A 12758-nucleotide genomic window follows, 5' to 3' on the forward strand; every position below is an offset into this window, starting at 1 on the left:
TGCTCGACTCGCGTCACACGCTGCCTCCCCTAGGTAACACGGGGCTCGCCCCGCAAATCCAGCCAATGCAACGTCGCCGATTCCGCCACCTCGGCCGACGAGATCATTTCAAATTCATCACCAAAACATGACTCGATTAACTTCGATGAAGGTAAAAATTAATCTAACAGAAAATATCTTGTAATTATAAAAATGACCTTCTAGGATCCCTCTGCTGTTCGTGACATGTCTTGAAAGTCTGACCTTGATGCATTCCTCGAACATCACCCACTTATAACCCGGGGGATTACATGAAGAAACTGTCTCGTCTGCTGTCCATCACCGCGATTACCGTCGCGAGTCTCAGTGCTTTTGCCCAAGCCGGCGACCAGTCGGCCACGGTCGACAAGGCACTGCAACTGATCCAGCAGAACCCGTCCGCCTTCAGTCTCGCAGTCGGTGGCGCAGCCCGCACGTTGAAGTTCGCGGGGCCACAGGCCGGCGCGCCGACGGACGGCGATCAGTTCCAGGTACGCGACGTGATCGTCGATCCCGACGGCACCGAGCACGTGCGTTTCGACCGCTTTTACGCGGGGCTGCCGGTAATCGGCGGCGACGTTGTCGTCCATTCGAGCAAGGGGCAGTTGAAGCAGGCGAGCGTGACCCAGCTCGCGCCGATCAATCTCTCCGGCACGATCGGCAAGGTCGGAAACCGCTCCGTGGTACGCAACGCACCCGACGTTGGCGCGGCCAAGGTCAAGCGCATCGCGGCCGCTCGGTTCAACTCGGACGTGCGCCGCGTCGATGACGCGGAGCTCGTCGTGTTCGCACGCGACGTCAACCCGACGTTGGCCTACGCCGTGCGCGTATACGGCAAGGCAACCGATGCGCACGGCGATGCGGTGCTGTACTACGTCGACGCGCGCACCGGCGCCGTGCTCGACGCACAGGACCTGATCAAGACCGCCGCCGCGACCGGCACCGGCCGCTCGCTGTACTACGGCGACCTGACGCTTACCACGGACCAGACGGGCATGAACGCGTACCGGATGCTCGATCCGAGTCGCGGCGCCGGTTCGGTCTACGACGGCCGCGGCCTGACCTCGGACGATGTCGAGCAGGCGACCGACCTGCCGATCTTCACGAGCAGCACGAACGTGTGGGGCAACAACACGACCACCGACCGGCAGACGGTCGCCGCCGACATCGATTATGGGCTCGCGCTCACTTGGGACTACTACAAGACGGCGCACAACCGCAACGGCATCTTCAACGACGGCCGCGGCGTGAAGAGCTATGCACACGTTGTATTCAATACCGGCAGCGGCACGACCGGCGCGAACGCGGCATGGCTCTCCTCGCACGTGATGGTGTACGGTGACGGCCAACCCGGCACCAGCCTGCCGAAACCTGTCGTGTCGGTCGACGTCGCCGGGCACGAGATGAGCCACGGCGTGACCGAGGCCACGGCCAACCTGAACTATTCGGGCGACGCCGGTGGCCTGAACGAGTCGACGTCGGACATCTTCGGCACGCTCGTGAAGTACTACGCCAACAATCCGAACGATCCCGGCAACTACGTGATCGGTGCGCGCGTGGTGAGCGGCGGCCTGCGCAAGATGTACAAGCAGGATCTCGATGGCCGGTCGTTCAGCTGTTACCCGTCCGGCGGATTCTCGTGGTCGAATCCGCGCCACGATCCGCATTTCACGTCGGGCGTCGGCAACCACCTGTTCTACTTGCTGGCGGAAGGCCCGACGGTGCCGTCGACCGATACCGGTCTGACGAAGGCGCAGCTGGTCTGCAACGGCGACACGACCTTCAGCGGCCTGGGCCGCGAAAAGGCCGGCAAGATCTGGTACCGGACGCTGACCGTGTATCTGAATGCCAACTCCAGCTACCCGAACGCACGTCGTGCATCGATCCAGGCGGCGAACGACCTGTACGGCGCGAACTCGGCCGAAAGCGCAACGGTCGCTCGCGCGTGGAGTGCGGTCGGGGTGAATTGATCGCGTCGGTGTGAGGGCGTTGAATGCCCGATGATCGCGTGGTGGTATTTCGTGTCGGAGCAAGGAGTGCCGATCGAGGCCACGCGACGCTCAGGCGAATGACGGGCAGATGTTGATCGACCGCCTGCGATTGCAGGCGGTCGACCTTTGGAACGCTGCTTTCATGACGTCCGCCACTTATCCCGTTCATCGGCGCCGCATGCCGACACGGTTGCGCCGGCAGCCATCTGCGCGCCGATGCGCGCCCATCACCGATCGCGCTTATCCGAAATCGGCCGATGATGCGCCGAAGCATGGGCATGCCAAATTCGCCGCCGTCATCAATCTCATCCCGGGATTCAGACGTCGCATGTTTCATTGATTTGCCGTCACTCGACGTAGAAGTTCGGAAGAGAAGCAGCAGGGCGCTGGCGCCGCGACGAGCAACACATCTTCTTCAAGATCCGCACCGCGCTCCCCGGTCATCCGCGATGCCCCCCAAAAAGCTGACGGTGAACCAAGGCGGAACTCCACCGCATGTGATCCATCACCTGCACCACCAGGGTGATCGGCAAGCCCTCAGCCGATCCGTCGATGCCCCATCCAGCCACGTTCCGGCACTTTTTCCACAAAAAAATATCTTCCAGGAAATCGTTTGCGCGCAGCCGCGCGGCGTTCAGTTTATTCATCAGATGCCGATATCTGGAAGGCGCGCCCGATCGAAGCGGCATCGCCTCGCGGCTTCGACCGGGAACAGCATCAGCCCATGCGACGGATAGGGGAAGGAAGGTTTTGGCGACAGTTCTCGGGTGCATCGTTCATCGGCATAATCACTGGCTGGTATTGCTTGCCGCCCTGTTGTGCGGATCCGGCTCGTGGGTCACCGCGCGCCTGTTCCAGCGCACGGTGAACACGTCCGGCACGCAGCGGCTCGGCTGGCAGGTGCTGACGGCCATTTCGGCCGGCGTGGCGATCTGGTGCACGCACTTCATCGCGATGCTCGGTTTCGACGCCGGCGCGCCCGTGCACTTCAATCTGCCGCTTACGCTCGTGTCGCTGTTCATCGCGGTCGGCGGCAGCACGATCGGCTTCGCGCTGACAACCTGTCGCACCGTCAAGGCTGCGCCCGCGCTCGGCGGCGCGATCGTCGGCATGGCGATCGTGCTGATGCACTACACCGGCATGCTCGCGTGGCGAGTGGAGGGCATCGTGTCGTGGGACGTCGGCTACCTGATCGCGTCGGTGCTCCTGGCGATGACCCTCGCGGCGCTCGCGCTGCACCTCGCGATGCGGCCTTCGCCGCACGCAGTCAACCAGATGGCAGGCGTGCTGTCGCTCGCGATCCTTGCGCTGCATTTCACCGGGATGACCGCGCTACGCATCACGCCGCTGACGCTCGACGGCACCTGGACCGACATGAGCGCGCTGCGCCCGCTGGCGCTGGCGGTCGCGGGCATGTCGCTCGTGATCGTCTGCACGGGGCTCGTGAGCTACGTGATCGACAGCAACGTGCGGGCCGAATCGCTCGAACACCTGCGCCGGCTGGCGCTGAGCGACATGCTGACCGGCCTGCCGAATCGGGCCAGCTTCAACGAACGGCTGGATCTCGAAATCGGGCTCGCGCAGGAACACGGCACGAAGCTCGCGCTGATCGGCATCGACCTGAACCGCTTCAAGGAAATCAACGATCTGCGCGGCCACCACGCCGGCGACGAGGTGCTGCGCATCCTCGCGCGGCGCATGACGAACCTGCTGCGCGACGGCGAATTCGTCGCGCGCATCGGCGGCGACGAATTCGCGGCGCTTTGCCGGATGGACGACGGCACGCGCCTGATGGATCTGCTCGAGCGGCTCGAGCCGGCGCTCTACAAGCCGGTCAGGCTGGACGACTACGAGGTCGTGCCGGGCGCGAGCTTCGGCGTCGCGATCTTCCCGGACGACGCCGCCACCAAGGCCATCCTCATCAACAACGCGGACCTCGCGATGTACCGCGCCAAGGGCAGCATCGCGCAAACGGTCTGCTTCTACGAGCCGGCGATGGACCTGATCGTCCGCGCGCGCCGCAGCCTCGCGGCCGACCTGCGCCGCGCGGTGGCCGACAACCAGCTGAGCATCCACTATCAGGTGCAGACTTCGCTCACGACCGGCGAGATTCGCGGCTACGAAGCGCTGCTGCGCTGGCAGCACGCGACGCTCGGCACGATTCCGCCCGCCGAGTTCATTCCGCTCGCCGAGGAGAACGGCGTGATCCTGGACATCGGCGAATGGGTGCTACGCGAGGCATGCACGCGAGCGGCCACGTGGGAGCCGCCCTATGCCGTCGCGGTGAACGTATCGGCCGTTCAGTTCATGCACGCGGACCTGACGGCGCTCGTGGCCAACGTGCTCGAAGAAACCGGCCTACCGGCGTCGCGCCTGCAGCTGGAGCTGACCGAATCGACGATCTTCGCCGGCCGCGAGCGCGCGCTGGACACACTGCGGCAGATCAAGGCGCTGGGCGTGAGCATCGCGCTCGACGATTTCGGTACCGGCTATTCGTCGCTCGACACGTTGCGCTCGTTCCCGTTCGACCGCATCAAGCTCGACCAGTCGTTCGTCGCCGACGCGGAGGCGAAACCGCAGGATCGCGCGATCATCCGCGCCGTGCTCGCGCTCGGCAAGAGCCTCGGCATTCCGATCCTGGCCGAAGGCATCGAAACGCGCGACCAGCTCGCGTTGCTGGCGAACGAAGGCTGCGACGAAGCGCAGGGCTTCCTGCTCGGCAGGCCCGCGCCACTCAATGAGATCGTCGGCAGTGGGCAGCTCGCGCTGACTGGCGGCAACCGCGCCGGTGCGCCGGTTGCCGCGGCTGAATCGGCCGTCAAGGCCGATATGGAGCCGGACCCGTGCGGGTAACCGGCGCCGCCGGACACGACAACCCGAACCCGGGTTGCAGCATGCAGGCTCACATGAAAATCCACTACGCGCGGATCGCAAGACTGGCAAGCATCGCGACGCCGGCCCGGAACCCGGACCTGCTCGCGGCGCAATTCCGGGTATTCGCCGGCCAGCTTCCGGTGATGTACCTGATCCTCATCTCGAGCACCTGGAGCCTCGCCGTCACGCACCTGGGCAGCACGCCGTGGTGGCTGTCGGTCGCGATGCCGGCCGCGATGACGCTCGCGTCGCTCGCGCGGCTGCTGCACTGGCGCCGTGCCCGGCTGCTGGAACCGACGCCGGACGCCGTGCTGCGCGCGCTCACGGTCACGAACTGGCTGGTGATCCCGATCGCGGTGACGTTCACCGCCTGGGCGCTGCTGCTGTTCCCGTACGGCGACGCATGGCAAAAGGCCCAGGTCGCGTTCTACATGGCGATCACGGTGATCGGCTGCATCTTCAGCCTGATGTATCTGCGCACGGCCGCGCTGAGCGTGGCCGTGATCGTCAACGTCGCGTTCATCGCGTTCTTCCTCTCGACGCGCCAGCCGACGCTCGTCGCCACCGCGGTCAACATGGCCTTCGTGTCGGCGGCGCTGATCGCCGTGATCTCGGTCAACTACCGGGGCTTCCTGCGTACCGTCGATGCCCAGGCCGAATCGCGGATGCGCGAGCAGGCGCAGATGCGGCTGATGCGGATGATCGACGACATGCCAGTGGCCGTGATGACGGCCGACCCGGAGACGTTCCGCATCAACTACCTGAACGCGACGTCGCGCAACCTGCTGCGCTCGATCGAGCACCTGCTGCCGATCAGTGCGGACGATGCGCTCGGCGCGCCGATCGACTTCTTCCACCCGCACCCGCAGCACCAGCGCCGCCTGCTTGCCGATCCGGCGAACCTGCCGCATCGCGCCCGCATCGGGCTCGGGCCGGAAGTGCTCGACATCCAGGTCTCGGCCGTGCGCGACGCCCAGGGGCGCTACATCGGCCCGATGCTGTCGTGGTCGATCGTCACGCAGCAGGCCGAAGCGGAGGCGCGCATCCACCAGCTCGCGCATCACGATTCGCTCACCGGCCTGCCGAACCGTGCGACCTTCCTGGCCGAATTCGACGCCAGCCTGCGCCGCTCGGACAGGGTGCTCGGGCTGCTCTTCATCGACCTCGACGGCTTCAAGTTGATCAACGACGCCCGCGGGCATTCGGCGGGCGACGAGGTGCTGCGCCAGGTCGCGGAACGCCTGCGCGGGCAGTGCCCCGAGCCGGGGATGATGCTCGGGCGCATCGGCGGCGACGAATTCGCGGTGCTGCTGCGCGACACTGACGCGGACGGCGCGATGGGCGCGGCCGCGCGGCTCGTCGACTCGCTCGCCGCCCCCTATGCGCCGTCGCCCGACCGGCAGTTCCGCATCGGCGCGTCAATCGGCTGCGTGCTGGCGCCGCATCACGGCAACGATGCGGGCGTGCTGCTGTCACGCGCGGACATGGCGCTCTATGCGGCCAAGAAAGCCGGGAAGGGCACGTACCGGATGTTCTCGCCGGACATGGAAACGAGCGCGCAGGAGCGGATCGCGCTCGAATCGAAGCTGCGTTTCGCGCTGGACGAGAACCAGGGGCTGTACGTGTTCTACCAGCCGATCGTCGATGCCCGGACCCGCCGCATCACCGCCCGCGAGGCGCTGCTGCGCTGGCATCACCCGCACGCCGGGTGGATTTCGCCGGGCCGCTTCATTCCGGTGGCCGAACGCGGCGGCCTGATCGACCGGCTCGGCCGATTCGTGCTCGACCAGGCCTGCCGGGAGGCGGCACGCTGGCCGGACGGCGCGCGCGTTGCTGTCAACGTGTCGGCGGGGCAGCTCGGCCACGGCACGATCGTGCCGGCCTTTGCGGCGGCGCTGGCCGGCGCGGGCCTCGCGCCCGACCGGCTGGAAATCGAGGTGACGGAAACCGCGCTGCTGCATGACGAGGGGAAGGCGATCGCGGACTTGCGTGCGCTGCGTTCGATGGGCGTGCGCGTCGCCCTCGATGACTTCGGCACGGGCTTCTCGTCGCTCGCGCATCTGCGCGCGTTTCCGTTCGACAAGATCAAGATCGACGGCAGCTTCGTGCGCGATGCGGTCACGCGCCCGGACTGCGCGGCCGTCGTGCGCGCGGTGGCCGATCTCGGCAAGCGCCTCGGCGTGACGACCGTCGCGGAAGGCGTCGAGACGGAGGAGCAACTGGCGTGCATCACGGATGCCGGCTGCCGTGAAGTGCAGGGCTTCCTGATCGGCAGGCCCGTGCCGGGCGAGCACGATGCGCCGGCCATCCGCTGGATCGAGCGGGCCGCGCTGGCCGAGCAGGCCACGACCACGCGGGCGTGAGTGCAGCATGCGCGCCCGCTGAAGCGGGTAGGGCACTTGCCCCAGCATGCCGTGGATCGGCCGGCGCCATCGCCACGTGGTCGACGAGATGTCGTCTGTGAAATCGACGAACTCGCGCAGTCTGCCGATCAGTGAACGACCCTTGGCATCGGCGCATGCCGCGCCTCGAATGCTCGGTGGCGGCTTTTTCGCCGCTACGCGTACCGGTTGATGAAACGATCGAAGACGGCGGGCGGGTTCAGGATCTTGGCGGATTCGTTCTCCAGTGCCTCGGCGCCGTTGTCATCGCTGATCGTGACGAACAGCGTGATCTTCTCGCGCGCCGCACCCGTTCCGAACAATCCTTCCTGGTCGAGCAGCCGGAGCGCCTCGATCATGTCGCGCTGAAGATCCCTGAAAAACTCGCCGAACTTCGCTTCAGGAATCTCCGGACCCAGCACCGTATCGGCCAATCGCTCGCAGAGCGGATTGAACGAATCAGCCTCGGCAGATTCATACGCCCATTCGCCGGTTGCCCAGGTGAACTCCGGCGCCTTCTCGTCGTCGCCGATCTCCATCCGTTCGCGAACCCGCTTCAATCCTTCCTCGGAATTGGCGGCCGGTACGACGGTCATTGCGCCACTGTCGGTGTAGAGGGCGAACGCATAAAAATGTTCGTCCGGATGTGCGGCAAGAAGCGCTCGATAGGTCACGCTCGCCGCGTCGGCAATCTCGCGCGCGAATTCAGGATGCATGTTCTTCTTGACCTCGCCGTATCGTTAAGGTGTTTAGCCAGGGACATCGCATGGACGTGTTCAATCTGCAGGACATCGGTCCGGCGACCCGCCATGTTGCGCGGCAGATCAGGCACGGACGTCCGCGATCACGCGTCGAACCGCAAATGCCAGCGGATCGACCTCGTGAACCCAGAGGGAGAGCGTGGCATCGAACAACGCGGCAAGCTGCTCGAGTTGCGCGAAAGCGTATGCAGGGTCCGCGGTGACGATGTCCACGAACGCCATGCCTCGGCGATATCCCGCCTTGACATCAATGCGTATACCGCCCGGGAACCGTTGGCGGAGTGCTTCGCGAACCCGGCCAATATCAATCTCGCCGGGTATTGCGCGCCGGCCCGGTTGAGGCCTGACATCAGGCACGGAAAGATAGGCGCTGACACGCACTTCCGATCCGTCGATGGCGCGGACATGCGCACCCTGCCGATAGGCGAGCACAGCGAGCCGCTTTCGCCGCTCGAGGCCCGATACCAAGACACATTTGCCTGCGATGTTGGTCTGGCCGTCTTCGATCATTTGCGCGAATCGAGCCGCTCGCTCGCCGGATTTATCACGCCATCCGAAATGCAACGCAAGCCGTGGCGTTTTGCCGATCTCCGTACCGAGCCGCTTCAACACGGACAGCATGGCCGCATCATCCATGTCCTCAAACACAAGCTCGGCGGCGAGCTGCCGGCCGGCCGCAAAGGCGGTGAGCCATTGCCGAGTCTCGACAAGCTCACCCGGCACGCTATCCCCCTGCAATTCGAGCGTGACGAGGATGACATCGCCATGCAGCCAGGTCCTGGCGGCCGGATGGGGCGTCAGGCTGGCCAGGGTGCGTGCGTCATCTGCGCTTGACGCACGCACCGCCGCCAGCAGGAATACGTGATGAGCGTGGACGCCGTCAGGCACCACGTATGCGCCTTTCTTCCAGGCCAGGGCGCGCAACTCCGGAAACAGGTCTTCTGCGTCGTATCCCGTCGCGATCACCGAGCGACCGATCGCCGCCAGCTCGCGAGGCGATCCACCGCCGGACAATTGCGGGCCCGCCACCGCTTCTTCGTTGAACAGGCGCTTCCACTCGGATGAGTACTCGGCATCGGGTGCCCATGACGGCAGCAGTTGCGCGAGGTAGGCGTCCGCATCCGCGATGGTCTCGAACTTTGCGACCATCACGCATTCGCCGCTATTGTTGCCGGAGAATGCCTGCCACACGCTGACCGATGGCGTGGACCGGGTTCGACTGGCGCTTGCGTTGCGACGTGCGCAACCGCGCCGTGCGCTTGGCTGCTCGAGGCGCGCACGCTCATTCCGCCACCCGTGCAGGATTTCCTCCGCACTGGTCGCGGGCAGGCCGCCATCATGGAACGAACAGCCCTGCATGCGTTGGTCAGGTGTGATGGAAACGAAGTCCAGACCGGCGCCGCAGTCGCCGCTTCCATCGGCTCCATCGAACAATCTTGGGACCGGAACCGCGTCGCCAAAGCACACGGACAGTCGGCACGCAAGCGGCGAGTCCTGAACGATCGCCGCAAGCTGTGCCCGTCCCCGTGGCGAAAGGTGCCTGCGCAGATCGGGGCCGATGTAAGACAACAACGAGACATCCTCGCAACCCAGCGCGGCCAGTTCGGCCAGCCGCGCGGGAAGCCCCGGCAGCACGGTGTCGTCGACGATCAGGTTGGCCCCCCATCTTTGTCCGAATTCCGACAGGACCGTGCCCGCGTCGCGCCAGCGCACCTCGTCGTAGAGCGAGACGCGGACCTGGCCGAAACGGCCGGCGTAGGGCGCAAACGTGTTGCGCCGGATCAGCGTTCCGTTGGTCGTGACGTTCAGTGCAAGCGGCGTGGTGTCATGGAGGATGTCGATCAACTCGGCGAATCCGCGGAACGCGAACGGCTCTCCGCCGCCAAAGGCGACTTCCAGCGTTCCCGCTGCGCTCAGGCCGCGAAGGACGTCGGCGGCCGACTGGACGGACCAGGCGCTATCGCGTCGCACGTCGCGCGAGCAAAAATCGCAAGTCAGATTGCACTTGTTCGTAATCCCGAACATGGCGACTCGAGGGGCGAGGCGCCGCAAGTGGCGGGTCGCCGGATGCTCGATCCGGATGTGCGTTCCTGTCGCGGGGTGAAAGCGCAGCAGTGCGCCATCCAGTGGATATTCCCTGAATGCATTGCGATCAAAACCAGTGGAATCCGGCATCGGCGAGGCCCTCAATTATTTTTGTCCACGGTCAACGTGAATCCGGTGTCGCTGTGGGAAACTGCTGTATTTTCCTTGAGCGCATTATGCGCGAAAAGGAAATTATCACGGCGTAGTCGGTGGCCGACAAGCGCGGCCGCAGTAGGGGTGCTTCGACCCAGCGATTGACTCAGCAGGGCGTGGGCGGGAAGTCGGTTCTGCGGCTTACCGGCGCGTATCGCAACCTGTTGAGGATATGGGTGGATGCTTGACGGGGATTGCCGGAGGAAAGAGGTGAGGGCGAGGGATTTGCGTTGCGCACCGCGTCATCGCAGCGACATCTTTCTCACGTAAATCTATGGCACTTCGCCAGTTGGCGAGGGCTGTTTTTTCAAGGAATACCGACCATGGCGGCAAAACGTCTTCGCATCAACATGATTTCCCGTCGCCAGTCGACGTTCGACGGCCGGCATCTCGACACCGAGGCGGCACGCCGCTTCGACGCGCACGTTCAGGACGCGACTCCCGCCCATCTGAAGGGTACGCAAGGCGCCGTGGCGGAATGGCTGCCGCGCGCGAAGGTCAGCGAGCGATAAGCCGGTTACGCCGGGCGAACCGCTGCGCGACAGCAGCGCTCTCACCGTCCGGCGGCTTCCCCCATTTCGAGCCATGTGATTCGGCGACCGCCGGACGGCGGGTGCGGAATCACGAACGGCGCAGCACGCCTATCGCGCCCCGTCGTCGGACCTGTTCCGGACTGGGCTGCTCGATGTTTTGCGTCGCCCGGCGCCGTCTCGCGGCGCGGCCCAGCCCTGCTTACCGGCCTACCGAAGGTGCCTCGATGCGCCCGTGACGCGATGGGATCGCGGCTGCGGTCGTCATTGCCTGCCTGAGCTGGCTAATTCGTCAAGTCACCGGCGGCGCGTGCCCATGATCCCCCAAGCCCCGAGCGTCGTCGTATTCCCGCGAAATATCCTTGTTCGTATAGTCGCCGAGCTTCGATGCGGCGACCACGCTCAGCACCGCACACACCAGCACGTACGCCGCGATCGCATAGCCCGAGTGGTAGTAGGCAAAAAGCGCCGTTGCGATCAGCGGTGCAGGGCCACCGGCAATGACCGACGCGAGCTGATAACCCATCGACGCGCCGCTATACCGCAACCGCCCCGTGAATGACTCGGCAATCAATGCAGCCTGCGGCCCATACATCATCGAATGCGGGACCAGCGACAACACGATGGCCGCGAAGATCCATACCGGATTCCGGCTATCGACCATCGCGAAGTAGATGAATCCGAACACGCCGACGGCAGCCGCACCGATGATGTACATCTTCCGCCGCCCGATCAGATCCGACACGTGCCCGAACAGCGGAATGGTGAAGAACTCGACCACGGATGCGACCAGCACCGCCGCCAGCAGCAGTTCGCGCGTGACGCCCAGCGCCGTGATCCCGTAAGTGAACACGAACGCCGTATAGATATAGAACGGCGCCTGTTCGGCCATCCGCGCAAACGCCGACAGCACGATATCCCTCGGCTGCTTGCGCAGCACTTCGAGCATCGGCGTCCTCTCGATCCGATGCTCGGCCAGCAGCTTCGCGAAGATCGGCGTCTCGAGAATATTCAGGCGGATATAGAGCCCGATCGCAACCAGCACGATGCTGAGGAAAAACGGCACGCGCCAGCCCCACGTGAGGAACGCGTTGCCGGAAAGCCAGCTCATGGCCAGCACGGCAAGGTTGGCGAGGAACAATCCCGCAGGCACGCCGAACTGCGGCCACGACGCGACGAAACCGCGATGCGTATTGGTGCGCGCCCACTCCATCGACATCAGGACCGAGCCGCCCCATTCGCCACCCACGCCGACGCCCTGGATGAAGCGCAGGATCGTGAGGATAACGGCGCCCCAGATGCCGATCGCGGCGTAGGTCGGAACGAAGGCCACGGCGAACGTGGCGAGCCCCATCAGCAACAGGGTCACGATCAGGGTGGCCTTGCGTCCGATGCGGTCGCCGTAATGGCCGAAGATCGCCGCGCCGACCGGCCGTGCGACAAAGCCGACGGCATAGATCAGGAACGCCTGCAGCGTGCCGACGAGCGGGTGGGATTGCGGGAAATACAGCTTTGCGAAGACCAGGCCGGTGACCGTGCTGTAGAGGAAGAAGTCATACCATTCGATCGTGGTGCCAATCGTGCTGGCGATGACGGCGCGGTGTAACTGGCGCCGGGCTTCCTCGTCGGAGAGGGGCGTGGCCGCGGATTGCATGGCAGCCATTTTGATATCTCCCGGAAAAGGGCGATAGAGAAATCAACCATACGCCCCGCGACAGGTTCCGGCAAGCGGGCGCTGAGAATGGCTACCACGGCGTTCCGATCTTTTGTTCAGCGATCCTTAAATATCATAATATGATATTTAATTGTCATTCGACGCGGAAACGATCGGGTTGGCGTGATGTTCGAACTGGACGCATGTAGATGCCGAGCGGGGATTTCGCGGATCGTTCGACGACCGCACCTGACGCCGTTACGGTTCGCGCTGCGCTCAGACGGCCCGAATCGCTGCCAGCATGTACTCAA

General features: G+C 64.8%; 10 protein-coding genes. 6 read left to right on the forward strand and 4 right to left on the reverse strand.

The genetic code is table 11. From position 1 onward, the window contains the following. Window positions 1–290: 290 nt before the first annotated feature. Both QZM67_RS08385 and QZM67_RS08390 read left to right on the forward strand, forming a co-directional pair. Window positions 291–1988, forward strand: a complete 1698-nt coding sequence (locus QZM67_RS08385) for a M4 family metallopeptidase (protein WP_301801788.1) — start codon at window positions 291–293, stop codon at window positions 1986–1988. A gap of 109 nt (window positions 1989–2097) precedes the next feature. Beyond that, a complete protein-coding gene (locus tag QZM67_RS08390; RefSeq protein ID WP_301801791.1) occupies window positions 2098–2349 on the forward strand; it encodes a hypothetical protein in 252 nt (83 codons plus the stop codon). A gap of 100 nt (window positions 2350–2449) precedes the next feature. Here the strand turns inward: QZM67_RS08390 and QZM67_RS08395 are convergent, their stop codons facing one another. Next, window positions 2450–2656: a hypothetical protein gene (locus tag QZM67_RS08395; protein WP_301801793.1), complete on the reverse strand. Its 207-nt coding sequence runs from the start codon at window positions 2654–2656 to the stop codon at window positions 2450–2452. A 154-nt stretch (window positions 2657–2810) separates the two neighbouring features. On the opposite strand from QZM67_RS08395, the gene QZM67_RS08400 reads away from it, so the two are divergent. Further along, window positions 2811–4862: a bifunctional diguanylate cyclase/phosphodiesterase gene (locus QZM67_RS08400; RefSeq protein ID WP_301801795.1), complete on the forward strand. Its 2052-nt coding sequence runs from the start codon at window positions 2811–2813 to the stop codon at window positions 4860–4862. Between the two features lie 53 nt (window positions 4863–4915). After that, the gene (locus QZM67_RS08405; protein WP_301801797.1) at window positions 4916–7246 is read left to right on the forward strand and encodes a bifunctional diguanylate cyclase/phosphodiesterase; all 2331 of its coding nucleotides are present in this window, start codon (window positions 4916–4918) and stop codon (window positions 7244–7246) included. A gap of 194 nt (window positions 7247–7440) precedes the next feature. On the opposite strand, the gene QZM67_RS08410 is transcribed toward QZM67_RS08405, so the two are convergent. Beyond that, a complete protein-coding gene (locus tag QZM67_RS08410; RefSeq protein WP_175025996.1) occupies window positions 7441–7980 on the reverse strand; it encodes a DUF4303 domain-containing protein in 540 nt (179 codons plus the stop codon). 108 nt (window positions 7981–8088) lie between these two features. After that, on the reverse strand, window positions 8089–10200 hold the full coding sequence (locus QZM67_RS08415) for a radical SAM protein (RefSeq protein WP_301801799.1): 2112 nt from the start codon (window positions 10198–10200) through the stop codon (window positions 8089–8091). A gap of 119 nt (window positions 10201–10319) precedes the next feature. On the opposite strand from QZM67_RS08415, the gene QZM67_RS08420 reads away from it, so the two are divergent. Beyond that, on the forward strand, window positions 10320–10451 hold the full coding sequence (locus QZM67_RS08420) for a hypothetical protein (protein WP_301801800.1): 132 nt from the start codon (window positions 10320–10322) through the stop codon (window positions 10449–10451). Between the two features lie 135 nt (window positions 10452–10586). Continuing rightward, window positions 10587–10775 (forward strand): hypothetical protein, encoded by a 189-nt coding sequence (locus QZM67_RS08425; RefSeq protein ID WP_043183775.1) that lies wholly within the window; start codon window positions 10587–10589, stop codon window positions 10773–10775. Window positions 10776–11085: 310 nt separating this feature from the next. On the opposite strand, the gene QZM67_RS08430 is transcribed toward QZM67_RS08425, so the two are convergent. After that, window positions 11086–12456, reverse strand: coding sequence for an MFS transporter (locus tag QZM67_RS08430; protein ID WP_301801802.1), 1371 nt, complete (start codon window positions 12454–12456; stop codon window positions 11086–11088). Between the last annotated feature and the right edge of the window lie 302 nt (window positions 12457–12758).

Source organism: Burkholderia sp. AU45251, assembly GCF_030482905.1.
Classification (GTDB): Bacteria; Pseudomonadota; Gammaproteobacteria; order Burkholderiales; family Burkholderiaceae; genus Burkholderia; species Burkholderia aenigmatica.

What these genes read in the sequence shown, in the direction of transcription:
- QZM67_RS08430 (WP_301801802.1), bottom strand. Translation starts at nt 12,456, where the DNA reads ATGGCTGCCATGCAATCCGCGGCCACGCCCCTCTCCGACGAGGAAGCC.
- QZM67_RS08395 (WP_301801793.1), bottom strand. Translation starts at nt 2,656, where the DNA reads ATGAATAAACTGAACGCCGCGCGGCTGCGCGCAAACGATTTCCTGGAA.
- QZM67_RS08405 (WP_301801797.1), top strand. Translation starts at nt 4,916, where the DNA reads ATGAAAATCCACTACGCGCGGATCGCAAGACTGGCAAGCATCGCGACG.
- QZM67_RS08410 (WP_175025996.1), bottom strand. Translation starts at nt 7,980, where the DNA reads ATGCATCCTGAATTCGCGCGCGAGATTGCCGACGCGGCGAGCGTGACC.
- QZM67_RS08415 (WP_301801799.1), bottom strand. Translation starts at nt 10,200, where the DNA reads ATGCCGGATTCCACTGGTTTTGATCGCAATGCATTCAGGGAATATCCA.
- QZM67_RS08390 (WP_301801791.1), top strand. Translation starts at nt 2,098, where the DNA reads ATGTTGATCGACCGCCTGCGATTGCAGGCGGTCGACCTTTGGAACGCT.
- QZM67_RS08425 (WP_043183775.1), top strand. Translation starts at nt 10,587, where the DNA reads ATGGCGGCAAAACGTCTTCGCATCAACATGATTTCCCGTCGCCAGTCG.
- QZM67_RS08385 (WP_301801788.1), top strand. Translation starts at nt 291, where the DNA reads ATGAAGAAACTGTCTCGTCTGCTGTCCATCACCGCGATTACCGTCGCG.